Source organism: Variovorax sp. V35 (genome assembly GCF_041154465.1).
GTDB lineage: Bacteria > Pseudomonadota > Gammaproteobacteria > Burkholderiales > Burkholderiaceae_C > Variovorax > Variovorax boronicumulans.
Window position 1 is genome coordinate 6,637,157 of the sequence record NZ_AP028666.1, and the last position, 19,977, is coordinate 6,657,133.

General features: G+C 63.7%; 19 protein-coding genes and 3 pseudogenes. 13 read left to right on the top strand and 9 right to left on the bottom strand.

The features are described from left to right. Positions 1-49: 49 nt before the first annotated feature. The 3 genes from ACAM42_RS30620 to argH all read right to left on the bottom strand — a co-directional run bounded on the left by ACAM42_RS30620 (position 50) and on the right by argH (position 3,762). Positions 50-1,018 carry a Bug family tripartite tricarboxylate transporter substrate binding protein gene (locus ACAM42_RS30620; protein ID WP_369630391.1) on the bottom strand — a complete coding sequence of 323 codons (969 nt, stop codon included), beginning with the start codon at positions 1,016-1,018 and terminating at the stop codon, positions 50-52. A gap of 23 nt (positions 1,019-1,041) precedes the next feature. Further along, positions 1,042-2,085, bottom strand: coding sequence for an asparaginase (locus ACAM42_RS30625; RefSeq protein ID WP_369630392.1), 1,044 nt, complete (start codon positions 2,083-2,085; stop codon positions 1,042-1,044). A 144-nt stretch (positions 2,086-2,229) separates the two neighbouring features. After that, positions 2,230-3,762 (bottom strand): argininosuccinate lyase, encoded by a 1,533-nt coding sequence (gene argH / locus ACAM42_RS30630; protein WP_260685116.1) that lies wholly within the window; start codon positions 3,760-3,762, stop codon positions 2,230-2,232. Positions 3,763-3,951: 189 nt separating this feature from the next. Here argH and ACAM42_RS30635 point away from each other — a divergent pair, with 189 nt between their 5' ends. The 3 genes and pseudogenes from ACAM42_RS30635 to ACAM42_RS30645 all read left to right on the top strand — a co-directional run. Beyond that, the gene (locus ACAM42_RS30635) at positions 3,952-4,878 is read left to right on the top strand and encodes a LysR substrate-binding domain-containing protein (RefSeq protein ID WP_369630393.1); all 927 of its coding nucleotides are present in this window, start codon (positions 3,952-3,954) and stop codon (positions 4,876-4,878) included. Positions 4,879-5,042: 164 nt separating this feature from the next. Then, positions 5,043-5,167: pseudogene (locus ACAM42_RS30640) on the top strand (hydroxyquinol 1,2-dioxygenase); the annotation flags it as partial. A 49-nt stretch (positions 5,168-5,216) separates the two neighbouring features. Beyond that, positions 5,217-5,881, top strand: a pseudogene (locus ACAM42_RS30645) (IS3 family transposase); the annotation flags it as partial. A 66-nt stretch (positions 5,882-5,947) separates the two neighbouring features. Here the strand turns inward: ACAM42_RS30645 and ACAM42_RS30650 are convergent. From ACAM42_RS30650 to ACAM42_RS30675, 6 genes and pseudogenes are all read right to left on the bottom strand, one after another. After that, positions 5,948-6,259 (bottom strand): annotated as a pseudogene (locus ACAM42_RS30650) (IS3 family transposase); the annotation flags it as partial. Between the two features lie 71 nt (positions 6,260-6,330). After that, positions 6,331-6,786 (bottom strand): OsmC family protein, encoded by a 456-nt coding sequence (locus ACAM42_RS30655; RefSeq protein ID WP_369630394.1) that lies wholly within the window; start codon positions 6,784-6,786, stop codon positions 6,331-6,333. Further along, a complete protein-coding gene (locus ACAM42_RS30660; RefSeq protein ID WP_139706873.1) occupies positions 6,783-8,168 on the bottom strand; it encodes an LLM class flavin-dependent oxidoreductase in 1,386 nt (461 codons plus the stop codon). Before ACAM42_RS30660 ends, ACAM42_RS30655 begins: the two co-directional genes overlap by 4 nt. Positions 8,169-8,171: 3 nt before the next feature. After that, complete coding sequence (locus ACAM42_RS30665) at positions 8,172-9,323, bottom strand: ABC transporter substrate-binding protein (protein WP_369630395.1); 1,152 nt, start codon at positions 9,321-9,323, stop codon at positions 8,172-8,174. Positions 9,324-9,381: 58 nt separating this feature from the next. Continuing rightward, positions 9,382-10,122, bottom strand: a complete 741-nt coding sequence (locus ACAM42_RS30670) for an ABC transporter ATP-binding protein (protein ID WP_369630396.1) — start codon at positions 10,120-10,122, stop codon at positions 9,382-9,384. Next, positions 10,119-11,030: an ABC transporter permease subunit gene (locus ACAM42_RS30675; RefSeq protein WP_369630397.1), complete on the bottom strand. Its 912-nt coding sequence runs from the start codon at positions 11,028-11,030 to the stop codon at positions 10,119-10,121. The genes ACAM42_RS30670 and ACAM42_RS30675 overlap by 4 nt, the downstream gene beginning before the upstream one ends. Positions 11,031-11,573: 543 nt before the next feature. Here ACAM42_RS30675 and ACAM42_RS30680 point away from each other — a divergent pair. The 10 genes from ACAM42_RS30680 (at position 11,574) to ACAM42_RS30725 (ending at position 19,928) form a co-directional block, all read left to right on the top strand. After that, the gene (locus ACAM42_RS30680) at positions 11,574-12,488 is read left to right on the top strand and encodes a LysR family transcriptional regulator (protein WP_369630398.1); all 915 of its coding nucleotides are present in this window, start codon (positions 11,574-11,576) and stop codon (positions 12,486-12,488) included. Positions 12,489-12,621: 133 nt separating this feature from the next. Continuing rightward, positions 12,622-13,038 (top strand): malonate transporter subunit MadL, encoded by a 417-nt coding sequence (madL, locus tag ACAM42_RS30685; RefSeq protein WP_369630399.1) that lies wholly within the window; start codon positions 12,622-12,624, stop codon positions 13,036-13,038. A gap of 5 nt (positions 13,039-13,043) precedes the next feature. Further along, on the top strand, positions 13,044-13,808 hold the full coding sequence (madM, locus tag ACAM42_RS30690) for a malonate transporter subunit MadM (protein ID WP_369630400.1): 765 nt from the start codon (positions 13,044-13,046) through the stop codon (positions 13,806-13,808). Between the two features lie 9 nt (positions 13,809-13,817). Continuing rightward, positions 13,818-15,500, top strand: a complete 1,683-nt coding sequence (mdcA, locus tag ACAM42_RS30695) for a malonate decarboxylase subunit alpha (RefSeq protein ID WP_369630401.1) — start codon at positions 13,818-13,820, stop codon at positions 15,498-15,500. 13 nt (positions 15,501-15,513) lie between these two features. Beyond that, the gene (mdcC, locus tag ACAM42_RS30700; RefSeq protein WP_369630402.1) at positions 15,514-15,846 is read left to right on the top strand and encodes a malonate decarboxylase acyl carrier protein; all 333 of its coding nucleotides are present in this window, start codon (positions 15,514-15,516) and stop codon (positions 15,844-15,846) included. After that, positions 15,843-16,721, top strand: coding sequence for a biotin-independent malonate decarboxylase subunit beta (locus ACAM42_RS30705; protein ID WP_369630403.1), 879 nt, complete (start codon positions 15,843-15,845; stop codon positions 16,719-16,721). Before mdcC ends, ACAM42_RS30705 begins: the two co-directional genes overlap by 4 nt. Positions 16,722-16,735: 14 nt before the next feature. Then, positions 16,736-17,437 carry a biotin-independent malonate decarboxylase subunit gamma gene (locus ACAM42_RS30710; RefSeq protein ID WP_369630404.1) on the top strand — a complete coding sequence of 234 codons (702 nt, stop codon included), beginning with the start codon at positions 16,736-16,738 and terminating at the stop codon, positions 17,435-17,437. A gap of 27 nt (positions 17,438-17,464) precedes the next feature. After that, positions 17,465-18,148: a malonate decarboxylase holo-[acyl-carrier-protein] synthase gene (mdcG, locus tag ACAM42_RS30715; protein WP_369630405.1), complete on the top strand. Its 684-nt coding sequence runs from the start codon at positions 17,465-17,467 to the stop codon at positions 18,146-18,148. Further along, entirely contained in the window at positions 18,145-19,023 is an 879-nt protein-coding gene (mdcB, locus tag ACAM42_RS30720; protein WP_369630406.1) for a triphosphoribosyl-dephospho-CoA synthase MdcB, read from the top strand. Before mdcG ends, mdcB begins: the two co-directional genes overlap by 4 nt. Then, entirely contained in the window at positions 19,020-19,928 is a 909-nt protein-coding gene (locus ACAM42_RS30725) for an acyltransferase domain-containing protein (RefSeq protein ID WP_369630407.1), read from the top strand. The genes mdcB and ACAM42_RS30725 overlap by 4 nt, the downstream gene beginning before the upstream one ends. Positions 19,929-19,977: the final 49 nt, after the last annotated feature.

A 19,977-nucleotide genomic window follows, 5' to 3' on the forward strand; every position in this document is an offset into this window, starting at 1 on the left:
CGGCGGCGTTTGGCGCTTGGCAACAGATGGCAGGCTAGTTTGCGGCTATTCAATCGACCCTGGCGCCAGCATCGCGCACGATCTTGGCCCACTTTTCAGCGTCAGAACGGATTCGATCGGCGAACTCGGTTGGAGTCGAGAGTAATGGCGTAGCTCCTTGTTCAGCCAACTTGCGCTGAATTTCCTTATTACGCGCAAATCCGGCGATCTCTCCTGAGAGCCGAGTCAGCACATTGCCAGGCAGCCCCTTGGGCGCAACCACGCCGAACCATACGTCTACAACATAGCCACGCACTCCCGCTTCGGCCATGGTAGGGACTTCCGGCAGCAGAGGGGATCTCGCAGCGCTGGTCACGGCCAGCGCGCGCAGCTTGCCCGCTTTAACATGTGGCAGCGAGCCTGGCAAATTGTCGAACATTAGCTGAACTTGGTTTGCCAAAAGATCGGCCATAGCCGGTCCACTTCCCTTATATGGGATATGAACAATCGGGGCATGAGTCATCGCCTTGAACAATTCGCCGGAAAGATGATTCGTGGTGCCGTTGCCAGCCGATCCCATATTCACTCGGCCGGGATCCCTCCCGGCATAGGCGATCAGCTCTGACACGGACCGGACCGGCACCTGAGGGTTGACAACCAGGATGTTCGGAACACTCGCAAGAAGTCCAATCGGCGTGAAATCTTTTTCGGGATCGTAGGGCAGGTGCTTGTAGAGCGCACCATTAATTGATTGTGTGCTGATACCAGCAAGCATCAGCGTATATCCGTCCGCAGCGGACTTCGCGACGATGTCGGACCCTATAGTGCCGCCGGCACCCGCCCGGTTGTCGACGATCACACGCTGTCCCAACGCCTCGGAAAGATGCGCAGCAAGCATCCGTCCCAGAAGGTCGGTGGTGCCACCCGGTGGAAACGGAACGATCAGGCGAATCGGCTTGCTGGGATAATCTTGCGCACAAACTACAGTGGCGGCAAGCGCGAGGAGAATCATTGCAAATAGATTTCGTAGACGCTTCATCATGTATCTCCTTGCGTTTTTAATTACTCGTGAAAATAATTTCGAATGGTTGGGACGTCTGCGCCCTGGGCTAGGGCCAGCATGAGCAGAATGCGAGACTTTTGCGGGTTGAAGATTCCCGAGGCAATCCCCTCAACACTCCTCGTGGAGAAGCCGCCGCCAGTACGGGTCGATAGCACGATGGGAAATCCCTGACTCGTCAGTTCAATCAGTCGCTTCCTGACGCTCAAAGGAGTGGCCCCATTCCCGCTTCCAGCAATCACGATTCCCTTGGCGCCTGCGCGAAGGGCCGCGTCGATCTGATCTGCATCCTGATCCTCGTACGAGTAGATGATGGGGACCTTGGGAAACGAATTCACGCCATTCACGTTGAAGGTCAATTTTCCGCGTGGAATTGCAGGCGAGTAGTAGAAGCGGGGCTTCACACCAATGAACATGCCTAGATAGCCTTGCTCCGTCGCTCGAAAAGCATCCAGAGATGTTGTGTTCGTCTTCGTGGTGTAGAAAGCTGAGCCGATCCTGTCGTTCAGAACGATCATGGCGCCTCTGTTGTCTGCATCTCTGCTGGCGGCCAGCGTGATCGCCTGGAGCAGATTCATCGGACCATCCGCGCTGATGGCCGTAGTGGGTCGCATCGCCCCGACAATCACGACCGGTTTTGTACCTGCGGTGGTCAGATCCAGGAAGAATGCCGTCTCTTCCAATGTGTCGGTCCCATGTGTCACCACAACGCCATGAACACCTGGATCGGCCAGGGATCGATTGATTTCTCGAGCAAGCCGCAGCAGGATCGACTGGTCAACGTCGGGACTGCCAACATTGGAGATCTGCTCACCCGTTACGGTCGCGACTTCCCGGATCTCGGGCACAGCATCGATCAGGCTTTGGACCTCGAGCGTCGAGGACCGGTATGTCGTTGTATCGATGCTGCTCTTGGCTGTGCCGGCGATAGTCCCCCCGGTGGCGAAGATGACGACCCCCGGCTTGACCTGCTGCTGTGCATGCACGGCGCCGTTCGCCAGAAGACCGGCGGCGAGGAAGGCGATGATGGTTCTGAAAGCGAGCACGAAATGATCTCCGCTATGCGTGGAAGAGGTGTGTCGAACCAACGGCCGATCTGAAGACTGGGGGCCAGCAGTGGCGCATCGGCTGCGCCCCTACAGGATCGAATGCCATGTCCAGCTCGTGCACCCATGCAGCAAATTCGTTCGTCATGCGACTTCAGCGGCAGCGGTAACCTGATCGACGGCTCGGTTCAGTTGGTTCTGCGCGCGTGCGAGGCGAACACGTGTCCTTTCCATCCACCCGCGGTCGGCTTCGAGCTCTGCCTGGGCATGGACCAGCAGACGTTCCACCTGTTGTGGCGCCACGCTGCCGTCAGTTACGCGCGTCTCGACAAAGCGTCGGGGGTCCAGTGCATCTCGCACGGCCTGATCATCAAAGCCCAATTCCAGGCCAGTGGTTTCCAGCGCCGCCTGGTCGAGCATCGCACCACTGAGATCGCCAGGACCAACCTGCTGCGCTAGGCAGTTGCGCACCAAGCGCGCCACAATGTGGTGGACTTGGCGGAACGAGAGCCCGCGTTCTCGCACGATCACGTCGGCCAAGTTGCTTGCCGTGCACCAACTGCCACGTAACAACGCCGCCATACGGTCTTCGTGCACGACTAGCGTCTCCAATATGCCGGTAAACAAGTCCAGCATGCCCTCGGTGGTGGAAAGCGCCTCGTCAATCAGCGGCAAATCGCGCATGGCTTGGTCGCCGGTGCCTTCAGCGCGGAAAGTAGCCAAGGAAGTGGCCAGCCAGGTCACCGCCGAGCCGGCAGCCTTCTTGATGGTCTCCAGCCCTGCGGGGTTCTTCTTCTGCGGGAAAATGCTACTGGTTCCGCAGTAGCTGTCGTCACTTTCGACCAGACCGAACTCGGTGCTGGACCACACGTGCAGGTCCGTGGCCAAATCGTTCAGGTCGGCCATCACAAAAGCCAACGCGGCTATCGCCTCCGCAGCGTAATATGCCTCTCGCCCCAGCTTGGAGTTCTCTACAAGCCCGTCGAAGCCGAGCAACTCCATCGTGCGCAGGCGGTTTAGCGGCCACGAAGTGCCGGCCAGCCCTACCGTGCCAAGCGGATTGCGGTTGACACGCCCCCACGCTTCGGTCAGGCGCTGGAAACTGTCGTGCAGGCGCGAACTAAAACTAAGGAGGTAATGACCAAATACCCAAGGCTGCGCGTGCTGCATGTGGGTGTAGCCGGGCATGATGGTTCGCGCGTGGCGGCGTGCCTGCTGGTCAATGACTTCGCGTAGGTTATTCAGGTGGTCCATCACATCCAGCATGCGGTTTCGCTTGTACAGGCGTCGGACCGTGGCACCTTGGTCGATTCGGCTTCGGCCGGTGTGCATCTGCCCTCCTAGATCCTCGCCAATAGCTGCGAACATGTACGACTCAACCTGCAGAAGGAAACTGCCTCTGCGCACGTCGATCGGGAAATCTGAAGGTTTGAGGTGCCGCATCACTTGCAATTGCTGCAGGATGGCACGCCCGGTATCTACCGAAATGATGTGCTCCTCGACGAGCATGACGGTATGCGCCATGTCGACAGCGATGAACTCATGAAACTGCCGCTTCTCGCGGTCCAGTCCGGGCAGATCGTGATACTTAATGAGCCGGGCGGCTGGCGGCGCGCTCAGTCGCGCCTCAACGAGCAGAGTTTCCGAGACGAGATGGGATGTCATTGTGATGGTCAATGCAAGGGGCTTAGTGCGTTTAGCTGCCCGAAGTCAAACGTGTGGCCGTCGTCATCGCTGTCTTCGGTTTGGCCACAAAATGATGATGGCGATATCTGCCCAGCACAACGCCATATGGAGTTGGACGCACATAAGGAAATGTTATGCTGACGACGTACGGCATGTGCAGCGCCAACAGAAGGCAACTTGATGCAACTGAATCCCCGACAGCTAGAAGCTTTTCGGAAGGTCATGCTCTCCGGCAGCATGACCACGGCCGCCGAACTTCTCAAGATCAGCCAACCTGCTGTAAGCAGGCTAATCAAGGACTTGGAGAAAACGCTTGATCTCCGGTTGTTCCGACGCGAAGGCAACAAAATCATTGCTGGCGCTGAAGCGCAGCAACTGTTTCGCGAGGTAGATCGCTACTATCGCGGACTTGAGCAGGTCGAACGTGTCGCTGCTGATTTGAAATCAGCACGCATCGGAACGTTGCGTATCGCCTCGATGCACACCTTAGGCCTGAGCTTGCTGAGCGAAGGAGTGCGACGGTTCGCACTGGCGCGACCTGGGCTGGCAATATCGCTAGATGTCCGGAATTCGCTTGGCATCCTCGAACTCACTGCAGCGCACCAGATCGACATTGGATTTGTCCAAATGGTTGGCACTGATTACCCAGGCGTGGAAATCCTTGCATTGCCTAGCGTTGCGAGCGTTTGCGCCCTCCCACGTGGCCATCGCCTTGCACGAAAGAAGATGGTGAAAATTTCCGACCTGCAAGGTGAATCATTTATCTCATTGAGCCGAAACAGTCCGTTCCGTATGCGGCTGGAACTGGCAATGGAAACGGCCGCAGTCACGTGCAATCGCTCCGTCGAAACCACCCTCGCACATGTGGCCTGTGGCATGGTCACTGGTGGACTCGGCATCACAGTAGTGGATCCCTTCACCGCCGCGAGATTTCGGGACGCCGCAATCGTGTTTCGCCCCTTAGTACCCACTGTACCGTTCGAACTTTGCATGGTCTTTCCTTCGCACCAACCGCGATCCAACGTGGTCAACGACTTCATTCACGTGATGAAAGAACTGATTGACGCCAACTACGCATGCGCAAAGGCGACTGGAGGCATACGTTAACGCTTGATATGCAGGAGTGGGCCGACGTCAAACTCGTCTTGGTCTTGCCCTGTTCTGTAGTCAAGGCCAGACCGGATCTACAGGCAACTGATACGACTCGATCAATGATGCAGGCGGGGAGTTACTTTCCGTAGCCATCGACGACCACGCCTCACTACGAACTTGGCGTAGACATCTCCAACGGTGCGCACGGCACTCCATGCCGGTGCGCGGCATCAGCGGCGAGCCGATTGCCAACACCCGCACGGACGCGTGGCAATCGGACGAAGACGGCCTGTATGACGTGCAGCATGGCGCCGGTGGCCGAGCAGCTTGTCTCAGTGAGCCTTGATCACCGCTCGCACTTCTACCATCGTGCTCGGCTTAAGGCAGGAGAGAAGTACGCCGAGGTGCGTCGTACGATCACCGATATCTTTGAGCGCAACCACTGCTGCTACGGCTACCGCCGGATCCAGGCCTCATTGGTCAGGCAGTGCTTGTGCGTCTCGGAGCGGGTGGTTCGACGCCTGATCAAGCAAGAGAGCCTTTTGGCTGCAGTACCAAAACGACGTCATTACGGCTCCTACCTGGGCGAGATCAGCCCTGCGAGAAACTGCTGAACCGCGACTTCGGCGCCACGGCGCCGAACCAGAAGTGGCTCACCGACATCTCGGAGTTCCAACTGCCCGCGGGCAAGGTCTACCTCTCGCCCATAGTCGATTGCTTCGACGGGACGGTGGTGAACTGGCCAATCGGCACATGACCAGATGCAGAGCTCGTCAACACGATGCTGGACGCGGCAATTGCTTCAGTGGGCAACACAGGCGCACGATCTGTTTTTCATTCCGACCGCGGCGCCTACTACCGTTGGCCAGGATGGCTGTCACGCATCGCCCAGGCCAAGCTGGTACGTTGGATGTCACGCAAGGGCTACTCGCCAGACAATGCAGCCTATGAGGGTTTCTTCGGCCGGCTCAAGACCGAGCCGTTCTACGTTCGTGACTGGCGGGCGACGACCATCGAATAGTTCACGCAGGTTCTGGATGCCTACATCAGGGGATGCGAACAAAAAATTGGACTGGTTTTGTGTAGCAAGTCCGAGACTTTTTCGGTAGTCGATAGGGCTGAGAGAACCAAGGGGGATTTTGATCCGCTTCTCGTTGTACCAGCGGGTGTAGGAATCAGTTACCTCAACGAACTGCTCAATGGTCGCGATCTTCGAGACCCGAGAGTACAACGACTTCGTTTTCAGCCGGTCGAAGAATCCTTTGCACACCGCGTTGTCAGGTGAGCGACCCTTGCGAGACATCGAGCGAATGAGCTTCGCACCTTCGATTCGCAAGGTCCGCCCTAGCCAGCGATAGTGAACACTGTGGTCGGAGTGGACGACAAACCGCGAGTCGGGGACGCTGGGCGAAGCAGCCGCTCGACTCCTGTTTCTCACGATCTTGCCCCTTCATTCGCTGCAGCTGCTCAGCGAATTGCGACAGTGGCCTCGATCGGACCACCCCTTCTCAAGGTGTTGTAGATAGGACAGGCGCCAGTGAACGCATCTACTAGCGATTGCGCGGTGGCCAGATCGACCCCTTCAAACAAGAAGTTCAGCCGAATAGCCGCGTAGCGCGTGCCATCTTCCGGGTCGCGCTCGAAGGAAACACCGACTTCGGCGTCCTTCAGCAGCACATCGCGCTCGCGCGCCGCCTTCTGCACCAACCCCAGACCGCACGAGGCGAGCGAAGCCAAGAGCAGTTCGCCCGCCTGCACTGCGTCCCCGGGCCCGCCAGCCGTAGCCTTCGTGTCCGATACGAAGTGGTGCTGGCGCGCGCTCACCAGGAAGCGGCCGAAAATGTCGACGGCACGAGCGCGCACGGTCACGATCTCGCCAGGCGCCACCGGGGCTTCGAGCGGTTGATCGGCGCTCGTGCTCATGCAGTCCTCCTTGCGGACGCAGCGGCTCCCGATGCAGCACGCTCCTTCCATGCGCCGGCAGCCGGCCGCTCCAGGCCCAGGTTCTCGCGCAGGGTCGCGCCTTCGTACGCCGTGCGGTAGAGCCCACGCCGCTGCAGTTCAGGCACCACCAGCCGCACAAAGTCTTCGAACCCGCCCGGCTGGTAGGGCGCGCTGATCATGAAGCCATCGCAGGCACCTTCCCGAAACCAGCGCTCCATGCCGTCCGCCACCTTGTCGGGCGTACCGATCAGGTCGCCTTCGTAGCGGCTGCCATAGCGCTTGCCCAAATCACGCAGGGTCAGCTTGTCGCGTTCGGTGGCTTCGCGCACTTCCTGGTAGTGGCCCTGCACTCCCGGCACGTCGATGTCGGGCAACGCCGAGTCGAGCGGGTATTTCGAGAGGTCCACGTCCAGGTGATAGGACAGCGTGGACAAGCCGGCATGAGGATCGACCAGCGCACGCAGCGCGCGGTCTTTCTCATCGGCGATGGCTTGCGTCTCCCCGACCAGCGGCGTCGCAGCGGGAAGCACCTTAAGCGAGTCGGGGTCACGGCCATGTGATCGCACGCGGTCCTTGATCTCCTTGTAGAAGGCCTTGGCGCTGTCCAGCGAATCGTGGCTCACGAAGATGGCGTCGGCCCATTGCGCCGCGAAGTCCCGGCCGCGGTCTGACGCGCCGGCCTGCAGGATCACCGGGTAGCCCTGCGGGGGTCGGGAGACGTTCAGCGGCCCCTTGACGCTGAACCACTCGCCCTCGTGGTCGACGTAGTGGACCTTCGACGGATCGGCAAACAGCGGTGTCTGGCGGTCCTGCACCAGCGCGTCGTCCTGCCAGCTGTCCCAGAGCTTGAAGACCACCTCGAGAAACTCGTCGGCCCGGTCGTATCGCTTGTTGCGCGGCACTTGCTCTTTCTTCGAGAAGTTGCGGGCTTCTGCGTCCTGGAACGACGTGACGACGTTCCAGGCGGCGCGGCCCGCGCTCAGATGGTCCAGCGTCGCGAAGGAGCGCGCCACCTCGAAGGGCTCGTAGTGGCTGGTCGAGCGCGTCGACGCCAGTCCGAGGTGCCGGGTCGCAGCCGCCATGATCGACAGCACCACCACCGGATCGAGCCGCAGCGAGCCGAGTGCGCCGTAGCGCAGCTGCGTATCGTTGCTGCCCTGGTAGCGGTCGGGCACCGCGAGGATGTCGGCGAAGAAGGCCAGGTCGAACAGCCCCTTCTCGAGCGTGCGCGCGATGCCCTGGTAGTAGTCGGCATCGAGCCAGCCGCTCTCCGATGCCGGATAGCGCCAGCCGCCGGGGCGGCCCGGGCCCGCAGTGACAAAGGCCGCGAGGTGGATCTTCTTGTCTTTGGCGTGGGTCATGGTTCAGGCGCCGAGTTCGGCGGCAACGAGTTTCTTGATGGCGTCGAAACGGGCGTCGAGCAGGAAGCTGCGCACGTCGACCTTGTTCGGCAGGACGCCCAGCGACTGGAAGTTGTCGGCCAGATCCTGCGTCGAATCGGCGGCGGCGCTGTCGATCGGCTTGAGCGCGACTGCCCCCGAGTCGGACAAACGGGCGTCAACGATCAATTGCCGATACACCTTCTGCTCGACGCTGCCGGCTTCGAAGCCTCCGAGCTTGGCCCAGGACGCGACGGTCTCGTCCGGATGCGAGACGGCATACTGCTGTGCCTCCCGGATCAGCCGCACGAGCTTGGCCGCCGCCTGCGGGTTCTTGTCGGCGAAGTCGGCGCGTGCGACGTAGAAGGCATAGTCATAGGTCTTCACCTCCGGCAACGTGCGCGCCTTGTCGCCGAGCTTGGCCAGGGCCAAAGCACTGGCGGGCTGCCAGTGGATCCACGCGTCCACGCTGCCCTGGGTAAAGGCCGTGTAGGCATCGGCACCGCTCAGGCTGACCGCCTGCACATCGCTTAGCCGCAGTCCAGCGCTCTCCAGGTACTTGATCAGGCTGTAAGTGCCGGTGGTGCCGTTCTGGTGGGCGATCTTCTTGCCCTTCAGATCGGCCGCGGACCGGATCGGCGAATCCTTCGCCACCAGCACGTCGACCTCGGTTGCCGGTAGCGGATATGCCGCCAACGGCACGATCGGTACGCCCGCCGCGACTGCGTTGACGATCGCGGTGGCGGTCGCGAAGCTGAAGTCGACGCCGCCAGCCTTGATGCCCTCCATGACCGGCAGCGAGGCGGTGAAGCCGGGCTGCCAGACCACCTTGGCGGCAATGTCGTTCTCGAGCTTGCTGCCGCCGTCCCCAGCGCGCAGCGACGCGAATACGCCCGTGCGGCCGTCACCGATGATGGCGATCGTGATCTGCGAAAGTGCGGCCGCTGAGGTATCGGCCACAGCGGCCGCGTTGCCAACCGCCTTGGCGGGTGCTGCCGGCGGAGTGTCGCCCTTGCCGCAACCGATCAGTGGCAGCGCGCCGGCACCGCCGGCCAGCGCCAGGCCGCTCAGACGCAGGAAATGCCGCCGTGCGGCCGAAGCCGTGGAGACAGGATGAGAAAGCTTGTCGATCGACATGGTCGAGAGTCCTGGTGTAAGTCAAGAAAACGAGAGTGGATGGCGTGCCTGTCGGCGTTCAACGGATGGCCTGCGCGGCTTGCGCAGACACGAGTCCTTCAAGCAGCTCTTCTTTGAGGGCGGCCAGTTCGGGGTCGCCGCGATGGCGCGGGCGCTCGTGGTCGATGAACAGGTCGCGGGCGACGCGCCCGTCGCGCATCAGCAGTACGCGGTCGGCCAGCACCAGCGCCTCTTCGACGTCGTGCGTGACCAGCAGCACGGTGCGCGGCCTTCGTGCGAGAAGGCCTTCGAGCAGCAGCTGCATCGACGTCCGCGTGATCGCGTCGAGCGCACCGAAAGGCTCATCAAGCAGCAGCAGTTCGGGCTCGTGGATCAGGGCCCGCGCGAGTGCGACCCGCTGGCGCTGCCCACCCGACAGAACGACCGGATAGTCCTTGTCGCGGCCGGCCAGCCCCACCGCCGCGAGCAGCGCGCGGGCATCGTCGTCACGTCCACGCAGGCCCAGCGTCACGTTGCGCAGCACCGTGCGCCAAGGCATCAGCCGGTCTTCCTGAAACATCATCCGGATGTCCGGCGACGGGTGGTTCGAGCGCAACTCGACACGCCCCGAAGTCGGCGGCTCGAGCCCCGCGACGATGCGCAACAGGGTCGACTTGCCGACACCGCTGGCACCGATGAGTGCGATGAACTGGCCGGTCGGGATCTCTAGGTCGACCTTGTGTAGCACGGTGCGTTCGCCGAAGGCCTTGCCGACACCGCGCAGGCTCAGCCCATCGCCGCTGGACGATGGTCCGGTCATCGCGCCGCCCCTTTGGCATAGCTCGGATGCCAGCGCAGCAAGCACCGCTCGACCACCCGGGTGATCGAGTCGGCCAGCCACCCGGCGATGGCGTACAACACGATCGCCAGCAGGATGACGTCGGTGCGCAGCAGCTCGCGGGCGTTCTGCACCATGTAGCCGATGCCGTCGCGCGATGCGATGGTCTCGCCGACCACCAACGTGAGCCAAGCCACGCCAAGGGCGTATCGAATGCCGGTCAGGATCGATGGCAATGCACCTGGCAGCACCACGCTGACGATCAGCCCGATGGGCCCAAGACCATACGAGCGCCCCAGCTCGATCAGCTTCGGATCCACATTGCGGATGCCGCTCATCGTGTTGATGTAGACCGGGAACAGCGACCCCATTGCCACCAGCAGCACGCGCGGCTCCTCGCCGATGCCGAACCAGAGAATCATTAGCGGCACCAGGGCCAGATGCGGGATGGTGCGAACCATCTGCAGCGATCGGTCGAGCAAGCCGTGCGCCAGGCTCGACAGTCCGACCAGGAAACCCAACACCAGGCCGGTCGCCGCGCCGGTCACGAAGCCGATCGCGACGCGACGCAAGCTCACCAGCACGTCTCGCTGCAACTCGCCTCGCTCAGCGAGTTGCCACGCCGCGCGCAGCACATCGGAAGGTGCCGGGAGAATACCCGCAGGCAGCCGACCGATTGCAGAAAAGTACTGCCACAGCGCAATCAGCGCGATCGGCAGAAGCCAAGGAACGAAGATGCGCCATCGACCCGGCTCGCTGCGTGTCGAGGACCCCTGCTTCCGATCAGCTGCCGCATCAGCGATGACGGTGATGCGACTTACGGAGGGAGGGAGCGAAAAGGTCGGAGGTGCCGATGGGTCGGGAACCAAGTGAGGAAGAACGGCACTCATGGACGAAGACGCAAGGCTCTCGGCGGCATTGGCGACACGAGAGCCTGCTGGGTTGACATGCTGGGGAAAGGCGGAAGCGTATCGGCGATAGTCCAATGCACAAACTTACATTTATGCATGTCAATATGCGTTCGGCGAGTAAGCATCTGCAGGCGATCAAAACCACACGAAACACTCCTTCGTTCGCCTCAACGGAATGTAGAGTTGTCACTGATTTTCAAGACTGCGCCTAGACAATTGATCCAAGGCAAGCACCTCCAGCACGGTGCGTCGCTTCCAGAGTTTCTGGGGGACTACATCTGCAAAGGCAGTTGTTTAGCGCCGTTGAGGCTCTCGATGCGGAATCACTGTTGCATACCCGCATGTCAACTCGCGATCATCGGGCTAGTACCGTCACCGTGTCGATCCAGTGGAGCCGCCGCTTCGAGCAGGCCCCGCTATGCCAATGGATTCGCAACCTTTTCGTTGGTTTTTTCAAGGACATAGGCGGCTGACAAATTTCGTTCGACTGCAGTACGATCCGCCCCCACTCGCAACCCGATCATGCATCTTCACGTCGACGAAGAGATCACCTTCCGCCGGCTCGAAATCCTCCTGGTCTTCATGGAGACCGGAAATCTCGCCCGTGCGGCCGAAAAGCTTGAAACCAGCGCCGTGAGCGTCCATCGCGCCTTGCATGCACTGGAGTCGGGGCTGCGCTGCACCTTGTTTCGACACGAGGGGCGCAATCTGCACCCGACCGACGCGGCGCAGGCGCTGGCAGAGGTGGCTCGCGACGTCCTGCGTACGATGTCCGAGGGCATCCGCTCCACGCGGGAGGTTGCCGGCTATTCCGCAGATCGGATCCGGATCGGCTCGCTCTACTCTTTGACAAGCCGCACGGTGCCGCGGCTGATCATGGGGTTGAAGCTGCGCATGCCGGACCTGCACACCGAGCTCGTGCTGGGGTCCAATGCCGACCTGTTGCAGAAGCTACGCGATGGCGCGATCGATGCCGCCCTCATGGCGGTTCCCGAGGGGACTTCCGACGTCGAATCCGAGCCGCTCTTCGAGGACGACATCCAATTCGCCGCCCCCACGGGATCTCCTTATTCGGCGCAGCAGGAGATCAACCTGGGCGCCTGCGCCAGCGAACGGTTCGTCAGCCTGAGCGAAGGTTTCGTCACGTACAGCGGTTTCGTGGAGTCGTTTCGCGTGGCGGGCTTCACGCCCAACGTGGTGATGAAGACAGGCGACATCTTTTCACTAATGAACCTGGTCAGCGGGGGCGTCGGCTACACGCTGCTGCCGGGCCGGGTGCGCGGCGTATTGCCGCATAACGTGCAATTGATCCCGCTGCAGCCCAAGTACCTGATGCGCCAGACCATTGCGCTCAACTTCCTGCGCACACGGGAGCGCGACCCCAACCTGCTTGCGCTGCTGACGCTGTGCCGCACTTCGAAGGCCGAACTGTCCTAAGGGTTTACCCGCAATCGTTTCACGCACCGTAAGCATCGCCGCCCCCGGTTAATTGATCGCGAGGGAGGCTGCCGATACCGTACGTCTTCAGAACGCTGCGCATCTTGCACGGCCACAAAAACTGGAGACGAACATGATCATTCTCGGAACCGCCCTGCTGGCTGTGTGCCACCTGCTGGGCATCTTCCTCGGCGATCTGCTCGGGCAGGCGCTGGGCGTGAAGACGAACGTGGGCGGAGTCGGCATCGCCATGCTTCTGCTGATCTTCGCGCGGCTCTACATGCAAAAGCGCGACATCCTGCCGAAGCTGACAGAGCTCGGCGTCGAGTACTGGGGTGCGATGTACATACCCGTCGTGGTCGCCATGGCGGCGCAGCAAGATATGGTCTCCGCGCTGCGCGGTGGCCCGGTCGCAGTGCTTTCGGCCATTGCCGCGGTTGCGGTCTGTGCCTGCGTCATCGCGCTGATCAATCGAACGGAGCGCACCCCCGTTGAAACGGAGGGCGCGCCCAAGCCGCACGACAACCCTCTGCTGACCGAAGCGGAGTGAACGACATGATCGAAATCCTCGAAAAAGCCGCCATCCAGAATGGCCTCGTTACCGCTTTTGCGGTGGTCGGCCTGATCATTCTCCTGTCGGGTCAGATCTCGCGCCGGCTGACCTTCGGCCGCGTTCATGGCTCCGCCATTGCAATCGTGATCGGCCTCGCGCTCGCTTACTGGGGCGGCACGCAGACTGGTGGCCACAAGGGGCTGGCCGACATGTCCTTGTTCGGCGGCATCGGTCTGATGGGTGGTGCAATGCTGCGCGATTTCGCCATCGTGGCGACGGCCTTCGAAGTGCAGGCCACCGAGGCGCGCAAGGCCGGGCTGATCGGCGTGGTGTCGCTGCTGCTGGGCACCGTGCTCCCCTTCATCGTCGGCGCGTGCATTGCACGCGCCTTCGGCTACTCCGACGCAGTGAGCATGACCACCATTGGTGCCGGAGCCGTCACCTACATCGTCGGCCCCGTCACGGGTGCGGCCATCGGCGCGAGTCCGGACGTGATGGCACTGAGCATCGCGACGGGCTTGGTCAAGGCCATCATCGTGATGGTGGGCACGCCCATCGCGGCGCGCTTCCTGGCGCTGAAAACCCCGCGCTCGGCGATGGTCTTCGGCGGCCTCGCCGGCACCGTCAGCGGTGTATCCGCCGGGCTCGCCGCAACCGACCGCAAGTTAGTGCCCTACGGCGCACTCGTGGCGACCTTTCACACCGGCCTCGGCTGCCTGATGGGCCCATCGGTGCTGTTTTTTGCCACCAAGGCACTCGTGGGTTGAGGAACCTCCATGGACCGCATGAACTGGAACATCAAGGCCGAGAATCGCACGGCACGTCTTGCGCGGGCGGCCGCCGCGCTCGGCACCGATCTGACGGGCAAGCGCGTAGCCACCGAAGCCGTCGGTAAGCTGCTGGAGGCCGTGCTACAGCCAGGCGACCGCGTCTGCCTCGAAGGCAACAACCAGAAGCAGGCGGACTTCCTGGCGCGCGCGCTGGTCCAGGTCGATCCGGCGAAGGTGCATGGCCTGCACATGGTGCAGTCGGTGCTGGCGCTGCCCGAGCACCTGGATATCTTCGAGAACGACGTGGCCGCCCGGCTGGACTTCAGCTTCTCGGGACCGCAGGGCGCGCGGCTGGCCAAGCTGGTGTCGGCCGGGCGCATCGAGATCGGCGCGATCCACACCTACCTGGAACTGTTCGCGCGCTACTTCGTGGACCTGACGCCCAAGGTGGCGCTGGTAGCGGCGCAGGCGGCCGATGCCGAAGGCAATCTCTACACCGGCCCCAATACCGAAGACACGCCGGCCATCGTCGAGGCCACGGCGTTCTCGGGCGGCATCGTGATCGCGCAGGTCAACGAACTGGTCGACGGCAAGACCACGACGCTGCCGCGCATCGACATCCCGGCCGACTGGGTGAACTTCGTCGTCAAGGCGCCGCGTCCCAACGTCATCGAACCGCTCTTCACCCGAGACCCTGCGCAGATCAGCGAAGTGCAGGTGCTGATGGCGATGATGGCGATCAAGGGCATCTATGCCGAGTACGGCGTGCAGCGCCTGAACCACGGCATCGGCTTCGACACCGCGGCCATCGAACTGCTGCTGCCCACCTATGCCGAATCGCTCGGCCTCAAGGGCAAGATCGGCAAGCACTGGGCGCTAAACCCGCACCCAGCGCTGATCCCGGCGATCGAAGCAGGCTGGGTCGAGTCGGTGCACTCCTTCGGCTCCGAGCTGGGCATGGAGGACTACATCCGTGCACGCTCCGACGTGTTCTTCACCGGCGCCGACGGCAGCCTACGCAGCAACCGCGCCTTCTGCCAGGCGGCCGGGCACTACGCCTGCGACCTGTTCATCGGCTCGACGCTGCAGATCGACCTGGACGGCAACAGCTCCACCGCCACGCTGGGCCGCATTGCCGGCTTCGGCGGCGCGCCCAACATGGGCGCCGATGCGCGCGGCCGCCGCCATGCGAGCCCCGCCTGGCTCAAAGCCGGCCAGGAGGCACGTGCCGGGCGCACCGGTGCGGCTGGCACACCGCGCGGGCAGAAGCTGGTCGTGCAGATGGTCGAGACTTTTCGCGAGCACATGCAGCCGGCCTTCGTCGACAGGCTCGACGCGTGGACGCTGCAGGAGCAGGCCGGCATGGACCTGCCGCCGATCATGATCTACGGCGACGACGTCACCCACATCCTCACCGAAGAAGGCATCGCCAACCTGCTGCTGTGCCGCAGCGATGCGGAGCGCGAGCAGGCGATTCGCGGCGTGGCCGGCTACACCGCGGTCGGCCTGGCGCGCGACCGGCGCGCCGTGGAGAACCTGCGCGACCGCGGCGTGATCCGCCGGCCGCAGGACCTGGGGATCGACCCGCGCCAGGCCACGCGCAACCTGCTGGCCGCGCGCAGCATGCGCGACCTGGTACGCGCCTCGGGCGGCTTGTACCAACCGCCCAAACGCTTCAGAAACTGGTAGCAGGAGTTCGACGATGAGCGACGTTCCCGCAGGGCTCGAGACCCTGGACTTTTCTTTTTCCGGCGGCCGGCCGGCTGGCGCCTTTGCGTCGATCCTGGTCGGCGTCGTCGGCTCCGGCAACCTCGAGGTCATGCTCGAGCCTGCCGAAGGCATTGACTGTGCAGTGCGCGTCGAGACCTCGGCGCGTGGCTTCGGTCCGATCTGGCAGGCAGTGATGAACGACTTTCACACGCGCCACCCGCTGGCCGGTGTGCGTATCTCGATCAACGACATGGGTGCCACTCCCGCGGTGGTGAGCCTGCGGCTCGACCAGGCGGTGGCCGAGATCACCGGAGGGCAGCCATGATCAGCTATGCCGAATGCTCGGCCCGCGAGCGGCTCGCGCTGCTGCTTGACCCCGGCAGTTTCCATGAATGGCTGCCGCCCGCCGAGCGAATCACCAGCCCGCACCTAGCGCAGCTCGGCGTGCCGTCAGCCTTCGACGACGGCGTAGCGATCGGCCGCGCGACGCTGGAGGGACGCAAAGTTCTCGTCGCCGCGCAGGAAGGCGCATTCATGGGCGGCGGCGTCGGCGAGGTGCATGGCGCCAAGCTGGTCGGCCTGCTGCAGCGGGCCTTGTGCGAGCGGCCGGCGGCCGTACTGCTACTGGCCGAATCGGGCGGCGTGCGATTGCACGAGGCCAACGCCGGTCTCATTGCGGTATCGGAAGTGATGCGAGCCCTGCTCAACGTGCGCGCCGCCGGCATCCCGGTGCTCGTGCTGATCGGCGGTGCCAACGGCTGCTTCGGCGGCATGGGCATCGTGGCGCGCTGCGCCGACTTCATCGTGATGAGCGATGTCGGGAGGCTGGCGATGTCGGGCCCCGAAGTGATCGAGGCATCCCACGGTGTGGAGGAATTCGATTCGCGCGACCGCGCGCTGGTCTGGCGCACGACCGGCGGCAAGCACCGGTGGCTGACGGGCGACTGCGACGCGCTGGTCGAAGACGACATTGCGGAATTTCGCGCAGCGGCCATCGCTGCGCTCGATGCGTCGAAGCCCTTGACCCTGGCCGCGCTGGAAGAGGAGCACGCATTGCTCACGGCGCGCGTGCACGCCCTGTTGGGAGACACCGCCAGCGACAACGAAGCGATGCTGCTCTGGAGCGCGCTGGGCGTTGCCGATGCGCAGCGCGTGCCGGACCTTCCGGTGGAAGTCGTGCGCGCCCTGCGCCCCCACTGACCAAGGAGCATCAGATGCATTGGAATTCCCTTGTCACCCAGCTCTTCGGCTCCTACCACGGCATGCGCGCGACCGGTGACTTTCTGCGCGGAGAAGTGATGTTCGAAGGCGAGCCGATCACGGTGATCGGCACTACGAATCATGCGCCGATCGGCGTCCAGCTCGCCCTGGCGCAGGCACGGGTGGTGCTCGATACCGTAAAGCAGCACCCAGGTCGACCGATCTTGCTTTTGATCGACACGCAAGGCCAGCAGCTTCGCCGACGCGATGAATTACTCGGCATCAACCGCGCAATGGCGCACCTGGGTGCAAGCATCGACCTGGCGCGGCGCCGCGGCCACATCGTGATCGGCCTGGTGTACGACCAGGCACTGTCGGGCGGTTTCATCACCTCGGGGCTAATCGCCGACGCCTGCTATGCGCTGCCGGAGGCAGAGATCCGAGTCATGCGCATTCCCGCCATGGCGCGCGTAACCAAGCTGCCAGAGGACAAGCTCACGGCGCTTTCGCAATCGAGTCCGGTATTTGCGCCGGGCGTGCAGAACTACGTGGCCATGGGTGGCGTGCGCGCCCTGTGGCAGGGCGACCTGAAGACGTGCCTGCGCGCTGCGCTCGCCAACACGCCGACAGAAGACCTGCGCGCGCGCGATGGCGCGCAACGGGGTGGACGCAGGCTTGCCGCCGAGGTCGTGCAGCGCGTGCTGGACGCCGCTTGAACGCCACCTGAACTCCACATCACCGCCATGCGTTCCCTGCGCCGCCACCAACTCGCCCGACTTTCCGAGCAAGGCTGGACCGCCCTCCTCGACGGCGCATGGGACACCCAGGCACGCGAGTGCCTTGCGCACTGGGCGACCCATCGGCTGCCGCTGGTGGTGACGCGCCAGCCGGACTACACCCTCACCAACGGATGGATCGCACTCGGTCTGCCCGCCCCTGCGTGCTGGGGCAGGCGCCGATTGACGTTGCAAGTGCCGCACACCGCGGTACTCGGCCTCGACGACTTCCCGCGTCTTGCTGAGGTGCAGGCGCTGTTGCCGCCGGCAGCACGAAGTCCGGTGCGCGATCTGCTCTGCGCTCTCGATGCGTGCCATGCAGAGGCGCGCGCGTTCGGCAGCTACGGCTGGGAAACCATCAGCGGGCTCGACCATGTGCGGCCGGGCTCCGACCTTGATCTGTCGGTCCGCGTCGATGACGTGGCGCATGCGGATGCGGTGGCGGGTTCGCTGCAGGCCTTTGGTACCGAACGGCTGCGGCTGGACGGCGAACTTCTGTTCGGCGACGGCGCCGCGGTGGCCTGGCGCGAATGGATCGAATGGCGCACCAGACACGCGCGGGCGCTGATCGTCAAGCACCTCGACGGCGTGAGCCTGCAGCACGACACCGCATGGTGCGGGCGAACCGAACCAGCGGAGCTGGCCGGATGAACAACACACCGCGGCCACTGCCACTGCAATTGCACACTCAGCTTACGCTGCTCACACCGATGGCGATCGGCCGCGCCGCCACGCTCGCGCTGTACGACGAGCTGTCGCTGTCGCCCAAGCCCGGCCTGGTCACGTTAATCGACATCGGCAGCCATGACGACATGGATGCCCATACCTTCATGCGCAGCCTGTTCTCGCTGCGCCATTACTTTGCGCAGATCGCCGAGGCCGGCGCTTGCGGCGCGGAATTCGCGGTGCTCGAGCGGTGCGGCATCGCCGCTGAGGCACGCATGCTCGCCGCCACCGGCGGCATCAACACTCACCGCGGCGCGATCTTCATGCTCGGCCTTTTGTGCGCCGCGGCGGGCGCCACACAGCACGGGCGTGCCGGTGCATTGCACCCTGAGTTGCTCCGCGATACCTTGCGCCGATATTGGGGCGATGCGCTGGCCAAGCGCACGCGGCGCGCGCCCGTGCTTCCGGGCGGCATCGCCGCGCAGCAATATGGCCTGCGCGGCGCGTCCGAAGAGGCGGCGCAGGCATTCCCGGTGTTGTTCGAGACCGCGCTCCCCGCCATGAGGCGCGCCCTCGCCCGCGGCCTGACGCCTTCGCAGGCTCGACTCGACACCCTGTTCCACATCATCGCCGTGCTGGACGACAGCAATCTCGCACACCGCGGCGGGCTCGCCGGCCTGCGCTGGGCACAGCGCGCTGCTCAGGGATTTCTGGACCGAGGCGGCATCGCCCGGCCCGATGGGCTTCGGGAGGCGCAATCCATTGCCGACGATTTCGTGCTGCGGCGCCTGTCACCCGGCGGCGCGGCCGACACACTCGCTGCCACCTGCTGGATCGGGCGCGTGTGCCCCGCCCCATGAGCTTCGCGCTGCTCTTTTCCGGGCAGGGCACCCAGCATCCGGCGATGCTGCCCTGGCTGGCCAACGATGAATTCGTGCGCGACATGCGCGCGCGGCTCGGCATCGACGACTGGCGAGCGGCCCTCGCCGATCCGGTCTGGGCCGAACGCAACGACAACGCACAGACGCTGCTGACCGGCCTCGCCCTGGCGGCCTGGAACCAACTGGCGCCGATGATTCAGGCGCCCGACGCGATCGCCGGCTACAGCGTCGGCGAACTGGCGGCCTTCAGCGCGGCCGGCGCGATAGCCCCTGCCACGGCCGCGATGCTCGCGACGCAGCGAGCCAAGGCCATGGACCAATGTGCTGCTCTCGTTCCCGGCGGCCTGCTGGCCGTGAGCGGTCTTTCGGAGCCGATGCTCGCGCAGCTGCTTGCAGAGACCGGCCTTGCCATCGCCATCCGCAATGGCCCGCAGAGCGTGGTCCTTGGCGGCCCCAAGTCGGCGCTGGACGATGCGGAACGCACCGCGCTCACCGCCGGCGCGCAATGCACGCGCCTGCGCGTCGGCGTGGCCTCACACACCCCCTGGATGCACGAGGCTGCGGAGAGCTTCGCGCAGACGCTTGCGGGGGTTCCGTTTCATGCGCCTCGCGTCTCGCTGTTCAGCAACGCGAACGACCGTGTGCGGGATGCCGCGTCGGCGCGAACCGCGCTGGCCGCCCAGATCGCCACGACGGTGCGCTGGGAGGAATGCATGGAGAACATCATGGCGCGCCAGGTGCGCTGCGTGCTGGAGCTGGGGCCGGGCCAGGCGCTGGCGCGCCTGTGGAACCAGCGCTACCCGGGCGTTCCGGCCCGCTCCTGCGACGATTTTCGAAGTGCCGCGGCGATTGCCGCCTGGCTGAACAGCCATGTGGACGGATGAATCGAATCGCCGTCTGTGATCCCACACCCCAAGAACCTCAGGAGATCCG